This window comes from Amycolatopsis thermophila (genome assembly GCF_030814215.1).
Taxonomy (GTDB): Bacteria; Actinomycetota; Actinomycetes; order Mycobacteriales; family Pseudonocardiaceae; genus Amycolatopsis_E; species Amycolatopsis_E thermophila.
In genome coordinates this window covers 4246148-4265355 of the sequence record NZ_JAUSUT010000001.1, presented here as the reverse complement: position 1 = coordinate 4265355, position 19208 = coordinate 4246148, and the positions used below count along the sequence as shown (strand labels likewise).

The 19208-nt window shown below is 72.0% G+C and carries 16 protein-coding genes and 1 pseudogene; 10 read left to right on the top strand and 7 right to left on the bottom strand.

Annotated features, from left to right (window positions below):
- Positions 1 to 37: 37 nt before the first annotated feature.
- A pseudogene (locus tag FB470_RS20865) lies at positions 38 to 1158 on the top strand (APC family permease); the annotation flags it as partial.
- Between the two features lie 184 nt (positions 1159 to 1342).
- On the opposite strand, the gene FB470_RS20860 reads toward FB470_RS20865, so the two are convergent.
- Positions 1343 to 2449 carry an NAD(P)H-dependent flavin oxidoreductase gene (locus tag FB470_RS20860; protein WP_306993973.1) on the bottom strand — a complete coding sequence of 369 codons (1107 nt, stop codon included), beginning with the start codon at positions 2447 to 2449 and terminating at the stop codon, positions 1343 to 1345.
- Positions 2450 to 2460: 11 nt separating this feature from the next.
- Complete coding sequence (locus FB470_RS20855) at positions 2461 to 4077, bottom strand: acyl-CoA synthetase (protein WP_306993972.1); 1617 nt, start codon at positions 4075 to 4077, stop codon at positions 2461 to 2463.
- Positions 4078 to 4145: 68 nt separating this feature from the next.
- On the opposite strand from FB470_RS20855, the gene FB470_RS20850 reads away from it, so the two are divergent.
- A complete protein-coding gene (locus FB470_RS20850; RefSeq protein ID WP_306993970.1) occupies positions 4146 to 4934 on the top strand; it encodes a crotonase/enoyl-CoA hydratase family protein in 789 nt (262 codons plus the stop codon).
- Between the two features lie 211 nt (positions 4935 to 5145).
- On the opposite strand, the gene FB470_RS20845 is transcribed toward FB470_RS20850, so the two are convergent.
- Positions 5146 to 6699 carry an acyl-CoA synthetase gene (locus tag FB470_RS20845; protein WP_306993968.1) on the bottom strand — a complete coding sequence of 518 codons (1554 nt, stop codon included), beginning with the start codon at positions 6697 to 6699 and terminating at the stop codon, positions 5146 to 5148.
- Between the two features lie 90 nt (positions 6700 to 6789).
- Between FB470_RS20845 and FB470_RS20840 the strand changes: the two genes are divergently transcribed.
- Genes FB470_RS20840 through FB470_RS20825 form a run of 4 tightly spaced genes read left to right on the top strand, consistent with a single transcriptional unit; the run spans position 6790 to position 10698 of the window.
- Positions 6790 to 7746 (top strand): Zn-ribbon domain-containing OB-fold protein, encoded by a 957-nt coding sequence (locus tag FB470_RS20840; RefSeq protein WP_306993966.1) that lies wholly within the window; start codon positions 6790 to 6792, stop codon positions 7744 to 7746.
- A 12-nt stretch (positions 7747 to 7758) separates the two neighbouring features.
- Positions 7759 to 8808 carry a thiolase domain-containing protein gene (locus FB470_RS20835; protein WP_306993963.1) on the top strand — a complete coding sequence of 350 codons (1050 nt, stop codon included), beginning with the start codon at positions 7759 to 7761 and terminating at the stop codon, positions 8806 to 8808.
- Positions 8809 to 9969: a thiolase domain-containing protein gene (locus tag FB470_RS20830; protein ID WP_306993961.1), complete on the top strand. Its 1161-nt coding sequence runs from the start codon at positions 8809 to 8811 to the stop codon at positions 9967 to 9969.
- Positions 9970 to 10008: 39 nt separating this feature from the next.
- Positions 10009 to 10698 (top strand): SDR family oxidoreductase, encoded by a 690-nt coding sequence (locus FB470_RS20825; RefSeq protein ID WP_306993960.1) that lies wholly within the window; start codon positions 10009 to 10011, stop codon positions 10696 to 10698.
- A 144-nt stretch (positions 10699 to 10842) separates the two neighbouring features.
- Here FB470_RS20825 and FB470_RS20820 read toward each other — a convergent pair whose 3' ends face one another.
- On the bottom strand, positions 10843 to 12069 hold the full coding sequence (locus FB470_RS20820) for a cytochrome P450 (protein ID WP_306993958.1): 1227 nt from the start codon (positions 12067 to 12069) through the stop codon (positions 10843 to 10845).
- A gap of 241 nt (positions 12070 to 12310) precedes the next feature.
- Between FB470_RS20820 and FB470_RS20815 the strand changes: the two genes are divergently transcribed.
- Positions 12311 to 13474 carry a steroid 3-ketoacyl-CoA thiolase gene (locus tag FB470_RS20815; RefSeq protein WP_306993956.1) on the top strand — a complete coding sequence of 388 codons (1164 nt, stop codon included), beginning with the start codon at positions 12311 to 12313 and terminating at the stop codon, positions 13472 to 13474.
- A gap of 73 nt (positions 13475 to 13547) precedes the next feature.
- Entirely contained in the window at positions 13548 to 14267 is a 720-nt protein-coding gene (locus FB470_RS20810) for a class I SAM-dependent methyltransferase (RefSeq protein WP_306993954.1), read from the top strand.
- Here the strand turns inward: FB470_RS20810 and FB470_RS20805 are convergent.
- Positions 14264 to 14671, bottom strand: a complete 408-nt coding sequence (locus tag FB470_RS20805) for a winged helix-turn-helix transcriptional regulator (protein WP_306993952.1) — start codon at positions 14669 to 14671, stop codon at positions 14264 to 14266. The two genes, FB470_RS20810 and FB470_RS20805, sit on opposite strands and share 4 nt — an antisense overlap.
- 94 nt (positions 14672 to 14765) lie before the next feature.
- Between FB470_RS20805 and FB470_RS20800 the strand changes: the two genes are divergently transcribed.
- Both FB470_RS20800 and FB470_RS20795 read left to right on the top strand, forming a co-directional pair.
- A complete protein-coding gene (locus tag FB470_RS20800; RefSeq protein WP_306993950.1) occupies positions 14766 to 15617 on the top strand; it encodes an SDR family oxidoreductase in 852 nt (283 codons plus the stop codon).
- 92 nt (positions 15618 to 15709) lie between these two features.
- Positions 15710 to 16510: an alpha/beta fold hydrolase gene (locus tag FB470_RS20795; RefSeq protein WP_306993948.1), complete on the top strand. Its 801-nt coding sequence runs from the start codon at positions 15710 to 15712 to the stop codon at positions 16508 to 16510.
- 272 nt (positions 16511 to 16782) lie between these two features.
- Here FB470_RS20795 and FB470_RS20790 read toward each other — a convergent pair whose 3' ends face one another.
- Both FB470_RS20790 and FB470_RS20785 read right to left on the bottom strand, forming a co-directional pair.
- Positions 16783 to 18003, bottom strand: a complete 1221-nt coding sequence (locus FB470_RS20790) for a metal-dependent hydrolase family protein (RefSeq protein ID WP_306993946.1) — start codon at positions 18001 to 18003, stop codon at positions 16783 to 16785.
- The gene (locus FB470_RS20785) at positions 18000 to 19199 is read right to left on the bottom strand and encodes a M20 metallopeptidase family protein (protein WP_306993944.1); all 1200 of its coding nucleotides are present in this window, start codon (positions 19197 to 19199) and stop codon (positions 18000 to 18002) included. The genes FB470_RS20790 and FB470_RS20785 overlap by 4 nt, the downstream gene beginning before the upstream one ends.
- Positions 19200 to 19208: the final 9 nt, after the last annotated feature.

Sequence of the window (19208 nt, the reverse complement as noted above, 5' to 3'; positions counted from 1 at the left end):
GGGCACCGGGGACGCGGTGGTGATCGGCCTCGGGTCGATGATCGGGGCTGGGGTGTTCGCGGCCTTCGCGCCCGCGACCCGCGCGGCGGGCGCCGGGTTGCTGATCGGGCTGGCGGTCGCGGCCGTCGTGGCCTACTGCAACGCGACCTCGTCGGCGCGGGTGGCGCCCGCTACCCGTCGTCCGGCGGCACGTACGTGTACGGGCACGAGCGGCTCGGGCCGTTCTGGGGTTACCTCGCCGGGTGGGGGTTCGTGGTCGGGAAGGCTGCGAGCTGCGCGGCGACGGCACTGACCGTCGCGTCGTACACCGCGCCCGGCTCTGGCAGTCGCTGATCGCGGCGGCGGCCGTGCTGGTGTTGACCGCGCTGAACTACCGCGGGGTGCAGCGGTCGGTCACGGTCACCACGGTCATCGTGACGATCACGCTGGTCGTCCTCGCCGGGTCGGTGCTCGCGATGGCGGTGGCCGGCGGAGCGGCTGACGTTCGGGGCGGGCGCGGGCGGGATCCTGCAGTCGGCCGGGTTGCTGTTCTTCGCCTTCGCGGGGTACGCGCGGGTCGCCACGCTGGGCGAAGAGGTTCGCGACCCGGTGCGGAGGTTCCCGATCGCCCTCGGCATCACGCTCGTCGTGTACGCGGCGGTGGCCGTTTTCCTGCTGCGGCAACTGGGTCCGGCGCGCCTGGCGTCCACTTCGGACCCGATCGCGGCCGCGCGGGCGGGCACGTCGTGGCCGGCGTTGACCCCGGTGCTCCGGGCGGGCGCCGCGCTGGCCGCGCTGGGGTCGCTGCCGGCCCTGGTGCTCGGCGTGCCCCGCACGACGCTCGCCAGGGCCCGCGACGGTCACCTGCCCGCTGCGCTGGCCGCGGTGCACCCGCGGTTCGCGGTGCCGCACCGGGCGGAAGTGGCGGTCGGCGTCGTGGTCGCCGCGCTGGTGCTGGTGACGGACCTGCGCGGCGCGATCGGGTTCTCGTCATTCGCGGTGCTGACCTACTACGCCATCGCGAACGCGAGCGCGTGGACGCTGGGGCGGCGGGTGGTGCCGGTGGTCGGCCTCGCCGGGTGCGTGGTGCTCGCCTTCAGCCTGCCGCCGGCATCGGTGATCAGCGGATGCGTCGTGCTCGCCGGAGGGGGTCGCCTGCTCCAACTGGTGCGGCGGCGGGCGGACAGCGCGACAGCCGCCGACGCTCGCGGCTGCCGGGTCTCGCCGAGTGTGGCGTGCTCGCCTGCAACCTGCCGGCCTCGGTGTCCAGCAGGTGCATCGGGCGAGCCATCGGGGCAGTGGCCTGCTTCGCCACCACCGGCGCCGGCGCCCCCGGCGCTGACCGGGGCGGCGCCGACCGGGCTCAGCGTGTCTTGTCGAGCCTCGCGAGGGTTTCCTCGTAGCCGCTGACCAGGTCGGCCATGATCTCGGCCACCGGGCGCACCCGGTCGATCCGTCCGATGATCTGCCCGGCCGGCATGGAGACCACCGTCGGGTCGTTGGCGGCGTGGATGCGGTTGTGTGCGGAGCTCACGAGCAGGTTCTGCAGCGGCATCGGCAGCGGCTCGGGCGCGTCGGGGGCCGTCCACGCTTCCGTCCACCGCGTCTTGAGCAGCCGCGCGGGCTTGCCGGTGTAGATGCGCGTCCGCACGGTGTCCGACGACGACGCGCTGACCAGCGCCTGCTGCATCGCGGTCGACTCGGGCATCGTCTGCAGGTACTCCTCGGTCGCCAGCCACATCGAGCCCGTCCACGCGCCCTGCGCCCCGAGCGCGAGCGCCGCCGCGACCTGCCTGCCCGAGCCGATCCCGCCCGCCGCGAGCACCGGCGCCCGGTCCCCCACCGCGTCGACGATCTCCGGCAGCAGCACCATCGACGCGATCTCGCCGGTGTGCCCGCCGGCCTCGTGCCCCTGCGCCACCACGAAGTCCACACCGTTGTCGACGTGCCGCACCGCGTGCTCGGCCTTGCCCGCGAGCGCCGCGACCGGCACCCCGTGCTCGTGCGCCTGGCCGATCACGTCCACGGGCGGCGAGCCGAGCGCGTTGGCGATCAGTTTGATCGGGTGCTTGAGCGCCACCTCGACGTGCGAGCGGGCCACCGAGTGCAGCCAGCCGAGCACACCGGCGCGTTCCTCGGTGTCCTCCGGCAGCTCCGGGACACCCAGTTCGCGCAGGGTCCGCTCGACGAACGCGACGTGCTCGGCGGGGATCAGCTTCGACAGGTCGACCGCGGCGCCTTCGGTGGGGACCTTCGCGGGCATCACGATGTCGACGCCGTAGGGCTTGCCGTCGGTGTTCGCGTCCATCCAGTCCAGCACCCGGTCGAGTTCGCCGGCGTCGTTGAACCGGACGCACCCGAGCACACCGAGCCCGCCGGCCTTGCTGATGGCAGCGGCCACGTGCTCCGAGGGGGTGAACCCGATGATCGGGTACTGGATGCCGAACGTCTCGCACAGCGCGGTGCGCATCAAGGATCTCCTCAGGCCTTCTGCGTTTCGGTGGGCGGGTTCCCGGCGGCGTGCCGCGCGGCCCACGGGTAGTCGGGTTTGCCGGTGGGCAGACGGCCGATCTCGTCGACCAGCCACACGCTGCGCGGCACCTTGTAGCCGGCGACCTGGGTCCGCACGTGCGCCTCGATCGCGCCGAGGTCGGGCGTGACGCCGGTGCGCGGCTGGATGATCGCGCCGACCCGCTGGCCGAGCCGCTCGTCCGGGACGCCGACGACGATCGCGTCGAACACGTCCGGGTGCGACTTCAGCGCGCTTTCCACCTCTTCCGGGAACACCTTCTCGCCGCCGGTGTTGACGCACTGCGAGCCGCGGCCGAGGAGGGTGACCGTGCCGTCCTCCTCGTAGCGGGCCCAGTCGCCGGGCACGACGTAGCGCTTGCCGTCGACCTCGACGAAGATCGTCTCCGACTTGGCCGGGTCCTTGTAGTAGCCCAGCGGCACGTGCCCGCGTCGCGCGATCCGGCCGGTCGCGCCGGGCGCGCGCGCCACCACGCGGTTGTCGTCGTCGATGAGGATGGCGTCCTTGCCGAAGTTCACCCGCGGGCCCGCCGAGTGGTCGGCGTCCTTGGCGACCATGCCGATGCCGGTGAAGCCGCTCTCCGACGAACCGATCGCGTCGGTGAGGACCAGGTTCGGGAACGTGCGCAGGTACTCCTGCTTGACCGACTGCGAGAACAGCGCGGCGTGGCTGGACACCGCCACCAGCGAGGAGGCGTCGTACCCGCCCTGGTGGTAGGCGTCGAGCAGCGGGCGCGCCATCGCGTCGCCGACGATGGTGAGGACCTGCACCTTGTGCCGCTCGACCTCGCGCCAGACCTCGTGCGGGTCGAACTGCGGCACGAACACCACGGTGCCGCCGCTGAACATCGCGCCGAACGCGGCCCACTGGGCGGCGCCGTGGATCAGCGGCGCGGCCGGCAGCCGGACCATCGCGCCCTGTTTGCCCTGCTCGGCCATCGTCCACTCGTCCGGAACGTACTCGCCGGTGACGAAGTCGATGCCGCCGCCGAGCGCGCGCCACACGTCTTCGTGGCGCCACATGACGCCCTTCGGGTAGCCCGTGGTGCCTCCGGTGTAGACGATGTAGACGTCGTCGGGGCTGCGCTCGCCGAAGTCGCGGTCGGCCCGCTGGGCCGCCAGCGCCGGTTCGTACCCGACGCCGCCGTACCCGGAGAAGTCGGCGTCACTCCCGTCTTCGACGACTAGTACGTGTTTCAGTTTCGGGGTCTCCGGGAGCACCGCGGCGACCTTGTCGGCGTACTTGCGCTCGTGCACGAGCGCGACGAGGTCGGCGTTGTCGAACAGGTAGCGCAGCTCTCCTTCGACGTAGCGGTAGTTCACGTTGACCGCGACGGCGCGCAGCTTGTACGCGGCGAACATCGCCTCGATCGTCTCGACGGAGTTGCGGGAATAGACGCCGATGTGGGAGCCGGGACCGACCCCCTGCGCGGCGAGGTGGTGCGCCAGCCGGTTGGCCCGATCCTCCAGCTGGGCGTAGGTCAGGCGCCGCTGCCCGCAGATGACCGCGGGGCGATCCGGCACGGCGTCGACGGCGTGCTCGAGCAGATCCGCGATGTTGTATGCCACTCAGTCAAAGTAGAACATGTTATCGTTTTGGGCAATGGCGCCGCACTGCGCCGGACCGGGAGGAACCTATGACACAGCCGCACGCCCTGGTTGAACAACGCGCGCACACGCTCGTGGTGACGATGAACCGGCCGGAGGTCCGCAACGCGATCACAGGTGAGATGATGGCGATCCTGGTCGAAGCCTGGGACCGGGTGGACAGCGATCCGGACATCCGGTGCTGCGTCCTCACCGGGGCGGGCGGGGCGTTCTGCGCCGGGGCCGACCTGAAGTCGATGAGCCGCAATTCGCCCGCGGACTCCTACGAGAAGGGCACGTTCGACCCGGGCCGCATCGAGGGACTGCTGAAGGGCCGCCGCCTGACGAAGCCGCTCATCGCCGCGGTCGAGGGCGCCGCGATCGCCGGTGGCACGGAGATCCTGCAGGCCACGGACATCCGGGTGGCCGGGGAGAGCGCGCGGTTCGGGGTGTCGGAAGCGCGGTGGGGGCTGTTCCCGATGGGCGGTTCGGCGGTGCGCCTGCCGCGGCAGATCCCGTACACGATGGCCGCGGAGATCCTGCTGACCGGGCGGCACCTGTCGGCGGCCGAGGCCAAGGAGATCGGCCTGATCGGGAGCGTCGTGCCGGACGGCACGGCGCTGGACCGCGCGCTGGAACTGGCGGACATGATCGCGGCGAACGGTCCGCTCGCGGTCCGGGCGATCCTGCGCACGATCCGCGACACCGAAGGGATGCACGAGGAGGAGGCCTTCAAGCTGGAGGCCCAGTACGGGCTGAAGGTCTTCCAGTCGGCCGACGCCAAGGAAGGCCCGAAGGCGTTCACCGAGAAGCGCAAGCCGCGGTTCGAAGGTCGCTGACACCGCCGGTGGGACGAACTGGGCCCGGACGAGCCGCGGCCCAGCGAAGCGCAGCAGAACCGGGGCACACACCCGTGTTGGCCAGGCCCACCACGGCGAATCGGACGAGTTTGCGCGAACAGCCCGCGCCGCGCAGGGGCGGTCATGGGTCAAGCGTGCGGCGACCCGCTCGCCGTGCCCTGTGCGGACCGTGCGCCCGCACCGTGAATCCTCAGATCTTCCGGTCCGTCCAATAGGGATCGCGCAGCTTCCGCTTGTACAGCTTGCCGTTGGGATCCCGCGGCAGCTCGTCCACGAAATCGATGCTGCGCGGCAGTTTGAACTTGGCCAGCCGCCCGCGCGTCCACTCCAGCAGCTCCCCGGCCAGCTCCGGTCCGGACGTGACCCCGGGCGCGGGCTGCACCACCGCCTTGATCTCCTCGCCCCAGTCCTCGTGCGGGATGCCGAACACCGCCACGTCGGCGACCTTCGGGTGCATCACCATCTCGTTCTCGATCTCCGCCGGGTAGATGTTCACCCCGCCGGAAATGATCATGTCGTTCTTGCGGTCGTGCAGGAACAGGTAGCCGTCCTCGTCCAGGTACCCCACGTCGCCCAGGGTGAAGAGGTTCCCGACCCGCGCCTTGCGCGTCTTCTCGGCGTCCTTGTGGTACTCGAACGTCGACGAGCCCATCTGCATGTACACCGCCCCCGGCTGGCCGGGCGGCAGCTCGTTGCCGTCGTCGTCGAGGATCTTGACCACCGAACCCGGCCACGGCAGGCCCACCGAACCGGGCTTGCGCAGCCACTCCTCGCCGGTGATCATCGTGCCGCCGCCCTCGGTCGCCGCGTAGTAGTCGGTCACCACCGGGCCCCACCACTCGAGCATCCGCCGCTTGACCTCCGGCGGGCACGGCGCGGCGCCGTGGATCATGTTCCGCAGCGACGACAGGTCGTAGCGCGAGCGCACCTCCTCCGGCAGCGCCAGCAACCGCCGGAACTGCGTGGGCACCATGTGGCTGTGCGTGACCCGGTACCGCTCGATCAGCCGCAGCATCTCCTCCGGGTCCCACCGGTCCATCAGCACGACCGTGTGCCCCAGCTGGATCGAGATGGACGCGAAGTTCAGCACCGCGGTGTGGTAGAGCGGCGAACCGCACAGGTGCACGTGGTCGTCGAACGGCTTCAGCCCGAAGATCCCGAAGAACCACGTCGACGCGGCCGGCACGCTGTCCGGGTCAGCCCCCGTCAGCGGCCGCCGCACGCCCTTGGGCCGTCCGGTCGTGCCGGACGTGTAGAGCATCGGCGACCCCGCGGTCCGCACCTCGGGACGGCCACTCCCCCCGGCACCCAGCTCGGACACGTCGCGGAACCCGTCGATGCGCCCCACCGCGAACCGGGCCGGCGCCGGCACCCCGGCCTCGTCCGCCGCGGCCACCGCGACCTCGGCGAACCGCTCGTGCGCGAGGAACGCCTTGGCCCCCGAGTCGGACAGGATGTAGGCGACCTCGGGCCCGACCAGGTGCCAGTTGACCATCACCACGTACAGGCCGGTCTGCAGCGCGGCGAAGTAGGCCGCCAGCAGCTCGTCGCTGTTGGGCTGCAGCACCACCACGACGTCGCCGGTCTCCAGGCCGAGCTCGCGCAGACCGCGCGCGTAGGCGTTGGCCTTGCCGGCGAGGGCGCCGTAGCCGACCTCGCTGCCGTCGGGGTTCACGATCGCCGTCCGGTCCGGCTGCCCGGCCGCGATGTTCCACAGGCCGATCGTCTCCAGTGCGATGGTCATGACCCCGAATCTAGAACTTGTTCCACCAAGCGCGCAACCTCCCGGCTGAGCGTCTTGCCGCGAGATCGAGAACGTGTTTCACTTCGATTCGTGAGTACACCGCTGTCCGCACCGCTCGACCTCGCCTTCGACTACACCCGCTCCCTCGGGCCCGTGCTCGGCCGGTTCGCGGCCGGGTTGCGCGAGCGCCGCATCGAGGGTGTGCGCGGCTCGGACGGCCGCGTGCACGTGCCGCCGGTCGAGTACGACCCGGTCGACGCCGCGCCGCTCACCGAGTTCGTCCCGGTCTCCGACGAGGGCACCGTCCTGTCCTGGTCGTGGATCCCCGAGCCCCTCGACGGCCAGCCGCTGACCACGCCGTTCGCCTGGGCCCTGATCCGGCTCGACGGCGCCGACACCGCGATGCTGCACGCCGTGCACGTGCCCGGGCCGTCGGCGATGAGCACCGGCATGCGGGTGCGGGTGCGCTGGGCGGACGAGACCGCCGGTCACATCCGCGACATCGCCTACTTCCTCCCCGTCGGCGCCGGGGACGGGCCCTCCCCCGCACCGCCGCCTAGGTCCGAAAAGGACGGCGTGATGGTCACGCCGATCGAGCTGCACTACCAGCACTCGGCATCACCCGAGGAAAGCCGCTACCTGCGCGGGCTCGCCGAAGGCAAACTCATCGGCCAGCGCTGTCCGGCCTGCGGGAAGGTCTACATCCCGCCGCGCGGCTCGTGCCCGACCGACGGTGTGCCCACTGTGGACGAGGTGGAGCTGCCGGACACCGGCATCGTCACGACGTTCTGCATCGTCAACGTGCCGTTCCTCGGGCAGCGCATCAAACCGCCCTACGTCGCGGCCTACATCCTGCTCGACGGCGCCGACATCGCGTTCCTGCACCTGGTCCTCGGGTGCGAGGCCGCCGAGGTCCGGATGGGCATGCGCGTGCGCGCGGCGTGGAAGCCGCGCGACGAGTGGTGGACGAGCCTGGAGAACATCAGCCACTTCGAGCCGACCGGCGAGCCGGACGCGCCCTACGAGTCCTTCGCCCACCACCTGTAGAGGGGAACTGCCATGCGAGACGTCGCGGTGGTCGGGTTCGCCCAGGCCCCGAACGTGCGCGAGACGCCGGGCACCACGAACGGCGTGGAGATGCTCGTGCCCATCTTCGCCCAGGTCTACCAGCAGACCGGGCTGTCCAAGTCCGACATCGGGTTCTGGTGCTCCGGTTCGTCGGACTACCTGGCGGGCCGGGCGTTCTCGTTCATCTCGGCGGTGGACGCCATCGGCGCGTTCCCGCCGATCCACGAGTCGCACGTCGAGATGGACGCGGCGTGGGCGCTGTACGAGGCCTGGCTGAAGATCCGCACCGGCGAGGTGGACACCGCGCTGGTGTACGGGTTCGGCAAGTCCTCGGCCGGGCACCTGCGCCGGGTGCTGGCGCTGCAGCTCGATCCGTACACCGTCGCTCCCCTGTGGCCGGACTCGGTGAGCATCGCCGGACTGCAGGCCCGGCTCGGGCTGGACGCCGGGCTGTGGAGCGAGAAGGACCTCGCCGAGGTCGCCGCGCGCAGCCGCGCCGACGCCACCCGCAACCCGCTCGCGCAGCTGTCCGGCACCAGCGAGATCGCCGATCTGCTCGACGCGCCCTACGTCGCGGATCCGTTGCGGGCGCACGACATCGCGCCGGTCACCGACGGCGCCGCGGTGATCATCCTCACCGCCGCCGAACGGGCCGGCGAGTTCGCGGAGCGGCCCGCGGTCATCACCGGGATCGAGCACCGCGTCGACACGCCCGTGCTCGGCGCGCGCGACCTGACCCGCTCCCCCTCCACGGAGGCCGCGGGACGCGCCGTCGGCACCGGCGACGTGGAGATCGCCGAGCTGCACGCGCCGTTCACGCACCAGGAGCTGATCCTGCGGACCGCGCTGGGCCTCGGCGACGACGTGCGCATCAACCCCTCCGGCGGTGTGCTGACCGGCAACCCGATGTTCGCCGCCGGATTGGCGCGCATCGGCGAGGCCGCCACCCGCATCCTCACCGGCCAGGCCTCGAAGGTGCTCGCGCACGCGACGAGCGGCCCGGCCCTGCAGCAGAACCTCGTCGCGGTCCTGGAGGCATGAATGGCGAAGCAGCTGGCCGCGGTGCTCGGCACCGGGCAGACCCACCACCGCGCCAAGCGGACCGACGTGTCCATGCCCGGCCTGATCCGCGAAGCGGTCGACCGCGCGATGGCCGACGCCCGGGTCGGGTGGCCGGACATCGACGCGGTGGTGATCGGCAAGGCGCCGGACCTGTTCGAGGGCGTGATGATGCCCGAGCTCTTCCTGGCCGACGCGCTGGGCGCGACCGGGAAACCGCTGCTGCGCGTGCACACCGCCGGCTCGGTGGGCGGCTCGACCGCACTGGTGGCGGCGAGCCTGGTGCAGTCGGGTGTCCACCGCCGGGTGCTGACCGTGGCGTTCGAGAAGCAGTCCGAGTCGAACGCGATGTGGGCGCTGTCGATCGCGCCGCCGTTCACCATGCCCGTCGGGGCGGGAGCGGGCGGGTACTTCGCCCCGCACGTGCGGTCCTACATCCGGCGGTCGGGTGCACCCGAACACGTCGGGGCGATCGTCGCGGCGAAGGACCGGCGGAACGGGGCGCTGAACCCGTACGCGCACCTGCGCCAGTCCGACATCACCGTGGAGAAGGTGCGCGCGTCGCAGGTGCTGTGGGACCCCATCCGCTACGACGAGACGTGCCCGTCGTCCGACGGCGCGTGCGCGATGGTGATCGGTGACGAGGCCGCCGGGGACGCGGCCGGGGGCGGCGTGGCGTGGATCCACTCGACCGCGATGCGCACCGAGCCGACCACGTTCGCCGGCCGCGACCAGGTCAACCCCCAGGCCGGGCGCGACGCGGCGGCCGCGCTGTGGCGCGACGCGGGCATCGCGGACCCGCTGTCCGAAATAGACACCGCCGAGATCTACGTGCCGTTCTCGTGGTTCGAGCCGATGTGGCTGGAGAACCTCGGGTTCATGCCGGAGGGCGAGGGCTGGAAGCTGACCGAGGCCGGGGAGACCGCGCTGGGCGGGCGGCTGCCGGTCAACCCGTCGGGCGGGGTGCTCTCGTCCAACCCGATCGGGGCGTCCGGGATGCTGCGGTTCTCCGAGGCGGCCAAGCAGGTGATGGGCCGGGCGGGCGACTACCAGGTCGACGGCGCGCGCCGTGCCCTCGGCCACGCCTACGGCGGCGGATCGCAGTACTTCGCGATGTGGGTCGTCGGCGCGGAGAAGCCGTAACCGCTGGACATCCCCCCTGCCCGCAGCGAGGATCACCCCATGCGGCAGGAGGGGACGATCGCACTGGTCACCGGCGGCAACCGGGGCATCGGGCGGGAAGTGTGCCGTCAGCTGGCCGCGGCCGGCCACACCGTCGTGCTCACCGCGCGGTCCCTGGCCGCGGCCACGGACGCCGCCACCGGCGGCGAGGTCATTCCGTGGCCGCTGGACGTGACGTCCGAGGACAGCGTGCACCGCGCCGCCGAAGCGGTCGCCGAACGGTTCGGCCGGCTGGACGTGCTGGTCAACAATGCCGCCATCAGCTACGACACCTGGCAGCGGGCCGTGACCGCGGATCTGGCGGTGGTCCGGGAAGCGGCCGAGACGAACCTCTACGGCCCGTGGCGTCTCACCCAGGCGCTGCTGCCGCTGCTGCGGCGCAGCGACCACGCGCGGATCGTGAACGTGTCCAGCGAAGCGGCGTCCCTGGCCGGCATGGGCGGCGGAACGCCCGCCTACACGGCGTCGAAGGTCGCGCTGAACGCGCTCACCCGGATGTTCGCCGCCGAGCTGCGCGCGGAGGGCATCCTCGTGAACGCGGTCTGCCCCGGCTGGGTCGCCACCGACATGGGCGGGCCCGGCGGCCGGCCGGTCGCCGAGGGCGCGGCCGGAATCGTGTGGGCGGCCACCCTGCCCGACGGTGGACCGACCGGTGGCTTCTTCCGCGACGGCCGGCCCCTGCCCTGGTGACCCCGAGCCGAAGCACCTCCCGGCGCGCGGGAGGTGCTTCGGCGGTCGTTCGCGTGTGCGGGGCCCCCGCCGGGGCAGCCACCGTCCCGGTAGCGCGGGTTCACCGCCGGCCGCCGGTCCGGAACGCCAGGCTTCGGCGAGCGGTCACGCGTAGGCGACGCGGTAGTGCTTGATGCCGTTGAGCCAGCCCGAACGCAGCCGCTCCGGCGGGGCGACCTCGCGGATGCCCGGCATCTCGTCGGCGATCGCGTTGAAGATCAGGTCGATCTCGAGGCGGGCCAGGTTCGCGCCGATGCAGTAGTGCGACCCGGTGCCACCGAAACCGACGTGCGGGTTCGGGTCGCGCAGCACGTCGAAGCGCTCCGGCTCGTCGAACACCTCGGGGTCGAAGTTGGCCGAGCTGTAGAACATGCCGACCCGGTCGCCCTTGCGGATGTGCTGGCCACCCAGCTCGGTGTCGCGGGTGGCGGTGCGCTGGAAGGCGATCACCGGCGTGGCCCAGCGGACGATCTCGTCCGGCGCGGTCTTCGGGCGCTGCTCGCGGTAGAGCTCCCACTGCCCGGGGTGGTCGAGCATGGCCTTCATGCCGTGGGTGATGGCGTTGCGGGTGGTCTCGTTGCCCGCCACGGACAGCAGGATGACGAAGAACCCGAACTCCTCCGAGCTGAGCGACTCACCGTCCACATCGGCCTGGACGAGCTTGGTGACGATGTCGTCCATCGGGCACTTGCGGCGGTCCTCGGCCATGTTCCAGGCGTAGCCGACGAGCTCGGCGGAGGCGGCGACCGGTTCGACGTCGTACTCCGGGTCGTCGTAGCCGATCATCTGGTTGGACCAGTCGAAGATCTTGCGGCGGTCCTCCTGCGGGATGCCGATCAGCTCCGCGATGGCCTGCAGGGGCAGCTCGCACGCGACGTCCTCGACGAAGTCGCCGGAGCCCTTCTTCTTCGCCTCGTGCACGATGCGGGCCGCGCGGTCGCGCAGCGTGTCCTCGAGACGCGCGATCGAGCGGGGGGTGAAGCCCTTCGAGACGATCCGGCGCAGTTTGGTGTGCTGCGGGGCGTCCATGTTGAGCAGGACGAGGCGGTTCGCGTCGAGCCCCTCGTCGGTCATGTTCTCGTCGAAGCGGATGATCGCCAGCTTCTCCTGCGACGAGAACAGCTCGCTGTCCTTCGACACGGTCTTGACGTCCTCGTGCCGGGTGACGACCCAGTACCCGTCGTCGCGGAAACCCGCGTGGTTGTGCGGCTGGGCGTTCCACCAGACCGGCGCGGTCTTGCGCAGCTGCGCGAACTCCTCCAGCGGGAGGCGCTTCGCGATCAGGTCGGGGTCGGTGAAATCAAAGCCGGCGGGGATCAGGGGCGTGGCCACGGCTACCTCCCGAGGTGCCTCACGTCGTCGTGGAACACGTTCTAGAGCCGATTGAAGCATACGGTGTTAACTAAGTCGAGAGATTCAGTGAAACCCGTTTACTCTCGCTGTCTCGATCTTGAAACCGCTGGTGAGCGCGGACGGACCAGAGAGTCACCGAATGGCGGTTGACCTGGGTCACACTTGCCCAATACTGAAACCGGTTCTACTTTGAGGGCGAGCCGAGCGAAGGAGAGCTGCCGTGGGTGAACCCGTCATCGTGGAGGCCGTGCGGACCCCGATCGGGAAGCGGCGTGGCTGGTTGAGCGGGCTGCACGCGGCGGAGCTGCTGGGCGCCGCGCAGCGCGCGCTCGTCGAGCGGGCCGGCGTGGACGCCGGGGTCGTGGAACAGGTTATCGGTGGGTGCGTGACGCAGGCGGGTGAGCAGTCCGGCAACGTGACCCGAACGGCGTGGCTCCACGCCGGCCTGCCCGAGACGACGGGCGCGACGACGATCGACGCGCAGTGCGGATCGGCCCAGCAGGCGGCGCACCTGGTGGCCGGGTTGATCGCCGCGGGCGCCATCGACGTGGGCGTCGCGTGCGGGGTGGAGGCCATGAGCCGCATCCCGCTCGGCGCGAACCGCGGGGTGGACGCGGGCGCCCCGAAGCCCGCGTCGTGGTCGATCGACATGCCCGACCAGTACGGCGCGGCGGAGCGGATCGCCGTGCGGCGGGGGCTCACGCGGGAGGACGTGGACCGCTTCGGGTTGTCGTCGCAGGCGAAGGCGGCCACGGCGTGGGCGCAGGGCCGGTTCGAGCGCGAGGTGGTGCCGGTGAAGGCGCCGGTGCTCGACGAGGCGGGCGAGCCGACCGGTGAGACGCGGCTGGTGGCGCGGGACCAGGGCCTGCGCGAGACGACGTCGGAGGGTCTGGCCCGGTTGAAGCCGGTGGTGGACGGCGGGGTGCACACGGCGGGGACGTCGTCGCAGATTTCGGACGGTGCCGCCGCGGTGCTGATCATGGATTCGGAGCGGGCGGCGGCGCTGGGGTTGCGGGCGCGGGCGCGGATCCGTGCGCAGGCCCTGGTCGGGGCCGAGCCGTACTACCACCTCGACGGGCCGGTGCAGGCGACGTCGCGGGTGTTGTCGCGGGCCGGGATGAAAGTGGGGGACGTCGACCTGTTCGAGGTGAACGAGGCGTTCGCGTCGGTCGTGCTGTCGTGGCAGCGGGTGCACGAGCCGGACCCGGAGCGGGTGAACGTCAACGGCGGCGCGATCGCGCTCGGGCATCCGGTGGGCAGCACCGGGGCGAGGCTGCTGACAACAGCCCTGCACGAACTCGAACGGCGCGACGCGGCGACCGCGCTGGTGACGATGTGCGCCGGCGGGGCGCTCTCCACGGCGACCATTGTGGAGCGCCTGTAGGGGCGGCCGGGCCGCTCACCCGCGGCGGCAAAAACGGGCGCGCGCATCCGGCGGCACTCAGTATGCTCCGGCCGTGCCCGACGCGATCTTCGCCCATCCCCGGCTGGCCCCGGTGTACGACGCCTTCGACGGTGAGCGCGACGACCTGGACCTGTACCTGTCCATCGCCGCCGAACTGGGCGCCGAGCACGTGGTGGACGTGGGATGCGGCACCGGGAACCTCGCCCTGCTCCTCGCCGCGAGCGGGCGCACCGTCGTCGGCGTGGACCCGGCCGGCGCGTCGCTCGCGGTGGCCCGGTCGAAGGACACCGGCGGGACGGTGACGTGGATCCACGGCGATGCGACGGATCTGCCGCCCGGCGACGCGGATCTCGCCGTCATGACGGGCAATGTCGCGCAGGTGTTCCTCACCGACACCGGCTGGGCCGACACGCTCGCCGGCATCCACGCGGCCCTGCGCCCCGGCGGGTACTTCGTCTTCGAGACGCGCCGGCCGGAGCGGCGGGCGTGGGAGGACTGGGCCGCGAGCGAACCGCTCGTGCTCGACGTGCCGGGGAGCGGCCCCGTCGAGCGCCGGCTCGAGGTGACCGACGTGAGCCTGCCGCTCGTGTCGTTCCGCTTCACCTACCGGTTCCTGGCCGACGGCGAAGAGGTCACCTCCGACTCGACACTGCGGTTCCGGGACCGCGACGAAATCGGGAAAACCCTGGCCTCACAGGGATTCCGGGTGCTGGACGTGCGGGACGCGCCCGACCGGCCGGGGATGGAACTGGTGTTCCTCGCCCAGCGCTAACGCGGGGCCTTCGCCTCGTCGTAGGCGTGCCGGGCCGCGACGACGTCCGGCAGCCGGCCCTCGACGAACTCGATCAGGTCCCGCAACCGGGCCGCGACCTCGGCGCCCAGCGGGGTCAGGCTGTACTCGACGCGCGGCGGGATCGTGGGCTCGGCCTCGCGGTGCACGAAACCGTCGCGCTCCAGCGCCTGCAACGTCTGGGCCAGCATCTTCTCGCTCACGCCGTCGACCTTGCGGCGCAACGCGTTGAACCGGAACGGCCCCTCGGCCAGCGCCGCGAGGGCGAGCGTGCCCCAGCGCCCGGTCACGTGCTCGAGCACGCCCCGCGACGCGCAGGCCCGGGCGAACACGTCGGCGACCAGCTGGTCGTGCGCGGCATCGGCGCAGGGACCGTCGAGCTTCATGCCCCCATCATACTCGGTACTAACCATAGAGTTGGCACTTACTAGAAGTTAGTACTAACTTGGAGAGCGCAACCTGTGGAGAAGGAGTATGACCATGACCATCGTCGTCACCGGGGCCACCGGCCGGCTGGGCCGTCACGTCGTCGCCGGCCTGCGGGCGAAGCTGCCCGCCGGGCAGGTCGTCGCCGCCGTCCGCAGCCCGGAGAAGGCCGCCGACCTGGGCGTCGAAGTGCGGGAAGCCGACTACGACCGGCCGGAGACCCTGGACGCGGCGTTCGCGGGAGCGAGCAAGGTGCTGCTGATCTCCGGCACCGAGGTGGGCCGTCGCGTCCCGCAGCACCAGGCCGTGGTGGACGCCGCCGCGAAGGCCGGTGTCACGCATCTCGTGTACACCAGCGCGCCGCACGCCGACGACACGTCGCTGGTGCTGGCGCCGGAGCACAAGGCCACGGAGGAGATCATCCGCGCGTCGGGCGTGCCGTTCACCTTCCTGCGCAACAACTGGTACACCGAGAACTACGTCCAGCCGGCCCAGCAGGCCATCGCGACGGGCGTGCTGACCGGCAGTGCGGGGCGGGGACGCGTCGCGAGCGCCACGCGGGCCGACTTCGCCGCGGGGGCCGTCGCGGTCCTCACCGGCGAGGGTCACGAGGGCGAGGCGTACGAACTGGCCGGCGACGTGGCGTGGACGTTCGACGACCTGGCCGCCGAGATCTCGGCCATCGCCGGCCGGGAGATCCCCTACCGCAACCTGACGGCCGACGAGCACCGGGCGGCACTGATCGAGGCCGGCGTGCCCGCGGAGACGGCCGGGTTCGTGGTGGCGCTCGACCGGAACATCGCGGAGGGCACCCTCGCCGGCGCCACGGGCGAGCTGCGGGCGCTGATCGGCCGGCCGACGACGCCCCTCGGCGAGGGCCTGGCCGCGGCGCTGACGGAGGCCTGACCCGGCGGCGGCGTCCACTGTGGAAAGGGCACGGGCAGACCGCGAGCCGAGCACGGCGGGGCGCGGCCCGACCGGTGTGCTTGACTGCCGCCATGACGGAGAGCGGTACGTGCCCGGTGCCGGACGGGGAGTTGCACGTCGAGCGGAGCGGCGCCGGGCCGGCGCTGCTGCTGATCCCCGGCGGGACCGGGGCCGCCGCCTCGTACCGGGCCCTCGCGCGGCTTCTCGCGGAGCGGTACACCGTTCTGGCCTACGACCGGCGTGGGCACTTCGGCAGCACGGACACCACGGACGGGCCCTTGACCGTCACCCGGCACGCGGATGACGTGCGGGCCGTCGTCGAGCACTTCGGATACGGCAAGGCGCTCGTGTTCGGCAGCAGCGCCGGTGGCGCGATCGGGCTGGAGCTCGCCGCCCGGCACCCGGACGTCGTCGGCGGGCTGGTCGTCCACGAGCCACCCACCGTCGGTCTGCTGCCCGACGCCGACGAGTGGATCGCCTTCGCCGAGGAGCAGGCCGCGGCCAGCACCGCGGGGGACGTTTTCGGCGCCTTCAAGGGCTTTCTCGGCTCCATCGCGGGCGCCGGGCTGCCGCCGCTCAAGACCGTCCGGCTCCCGCACGAACACGAGTGGCGCCTGCTGTTCGACCGCGAACTGGCGGGCTTCTACCGCTACCTGCCCGACCTCGACGTGCTGCGCCGCAGCCCGGTGCCGATCGTGCTGACCGCGGGCGAGGGCAGCCGCGGCTTCTACCACTACCGGCCGGCGCGGGCGCTCGCGCTCGAACTGGGTCTGCCGTTCGTCGAACTGCCCGGCGCGCACCTCGCGCCGCAACGCAACGCGGAAGCCTTCGCCGGGGCGCTGAACACCGTTCTCGCCGACCTCGTTCTGTGACACCACCCGGAACGCTCGCGGGGCACGCTGAACGCCGTTCTGCCCCGCCGCACCCCGGAGACGGCCACGACGAGGGACGGAAAACCCGTTCAGTTCCGGTGAAAAGGGTCCGCACAGCGAAACGCGCGCTATCCTGAACACGTACGGCCGGCGACATCCTCCCCAGTTTTTCGCCGGCCGGTGCTCCGGCGCTTACCTCCCCCTCGGGCGCTGGGGCGAGGCCCCCGGGCCGCGCCTTCCTCCCCCAGTTTCGGCGCGGTCCGGGGGTCTCCTCATTTCTCCGTACCCGGCGCCGCCACCCGCACGCCGTCCTGCCAGACCTCGCGCACCCGGCCGGGCAGCGCGGCCAGGTCGTACGCGTCGCCGGACACCACGACCAGGTCCGCGCGAAACCCGGGCGCCAGCCGGCCCAGCTCGGCGTCACAGCCCAGCAGTTCCGCCGCCGACGACGTCGACGCCGCCAGCACCTGACCCGGGCTCATGCCGGCCGCCTCCATCAGCGGCAGCTCCTCCAGGTTCGTGCCGTGCGGGCCCACGCCGCTGTCCGTGCCCATCGCGATCTTCACCCCGGCCTCGACCGCGCGGCGCATCGACTCGGCGTGCACCTCCGCCACGTCCTCGGCCTTGCGGACCATCTCGTCGGTCAGCGCGGCGCCCGCCCGTGCCGCCCGGATGACCGCGATCGGCGCGATCAGCGTCGGCACCAGCCACGTGCCGTGCGCCAGCATCAGCTCGATCGCCTCGTCGTCGAGGTAGATGCCGTGCTCGATCGACCGGATCCCGGCCCGAACCGCGTTCTTGATGCCGTCGGTGCCCTGCGCGTGCGCCATCACCCACTTGCCCTGCATCGCCGCCTCGGCGACCAGCACGTCCAGCTCGCCCGGCGTGAACTGGGTGTGCCGCGGGTCGTCGCCCGGTGACAGCACACCGCCGGTCGTGCACACCTTCAGCACGTCGGCGCCTGCGCGCAGCAGCTCCCGCGCGGCCTTCCGCATCTCGTCGGGCCCGTCGACCACCACGGCCGGGCGGCCGGGGTGCGGCAGAGTCAGCGGAACGCAGTGCCCGGAGGGCATCCAGTCGTCGCCGTGCCCGCCGGTCTGGCTGATGATGCCGATCGAGATCTGCAGGCGCGGCCCGGAGATGAGCCCGTCCGCCTGGGCCTTCTTGATGCCCAGATCCGCACCGCCCGCGTCGCGCACCGTCGTGATGCCCAGTTCCAGTGTGCTGCGCAGGTTCCGCGCCGCCTCGTAGAACTGGTAGGAGAACGGCTTCTGGAACAGCTTGACGAGGCTGATGTCGGACACCGTGACGTGCACGTGGCAGTCGAACAGCCCGGGCAGCAGGGTGGTGCCGGCGCAGTCGACGACCTCGTCGCCGTCCAGCCCGGTGCCGATCTCGGCGATGCGGCCGTCCTCCACCACGACGTCCGCGTCGAACGGGTCGGCGCCGGTGCCGTCGAAGACGCGCCCGCCGGCGAACAGGGTCCTGGTCATGCGTCCTCCTTCATCAGGCGCCGCGCGGCCAGCGAGGCGAGCAGCGCCGCGCCGTCGGCGAGCACGCCGTCGTCGAACGATGCCTGCGGGGAATGGTTGTAGGGCACCGAATCCGGGTCGTCGGCGAAGGTGGCCCCGAGGAAGACGAACGCGCCGGGCACCCGGTCGAGCACGCGGGAGAAGTCTTCCGAGCCGGTGATCGGGTCGGGCGCCGTGGTGAACCGCTCCTCGCCGAACACCTCGCGCACGGTGTCCGCGACGAACTCGTGCGCCGCGGCGTCGTTGACGGTGACCGGGTACTCGCCCTCGTAGCTGATCTCCACCTCGAGCCCGTGCGCCGCGGCGATGTCCCGGCACAGCGGCACCGCCAGCTCGGCGACCCGTTCCCTGGCCTCTTTCGAGAAGCTGCGGATGGTGGCCTCGAAGCGGGCGTCCGGCGGGATGATGTTGCGCTGGGTGCCCGCGTGGAAGGTGCCGACGGTGACCACCACCGGGTCGAACACGTTGAAGCGGCGGGTCACCATCGTCTGCAGCGCGGTCACCATCTCGCACGCCGCCGGTACCGGGTCGAGCGCCGCGTGCGGCCGCGACCCGTGCCCGCCGGCGCCGATCACGCGCACGAACAGCCCGTCGGAGGCGGCCATCAGCGGTCCGGGCCGGGACACGAACTGGCCGCGCGGGATCATCGACGACACCACGTGCAGCCCGTAGGCCTCGGCGACCGGGCGGCCGGCGGCCTCCAGCACACCCTCGGCGATCATCTTGCCGGCGCCGTCGTGCCCTTCCTCACCGGGCTGGAACATGAACACCACGTCCCCGGCCAGGCGGTCGCGGTGCGCCGACAGCAGCCGCGCGGCGCCGACGAGCCCGGCCGTGTGCAGGTCGTGCCCGCACGCGTGCATGCGGCCCTCGTGCCGCGAGCTGTACTCGACGCCGGTCTGCTCGGTGACCGGCAGGGCGTCCATGTCGCCCCGCAGGAGCACCACGTCGCCGTCGCCGGCCCCGCCGCGCAGCACCGCGGTGACCGACGACAGCCCGGTGCCGGTGCTGATCTCCAGCGGCAGGCCGTCGAGGGCTGCCAGTACCTTCTCCTGGGTGCGGGGCAGGTCGAGTCCCAGTTCGGGAACCTGGTGGAGCGCGCGCCGCAGTGCCACGAGGTCGTCGGACAGCTCGCGCGCGTCGTGTCTGAGATCCATTCCAGGAGA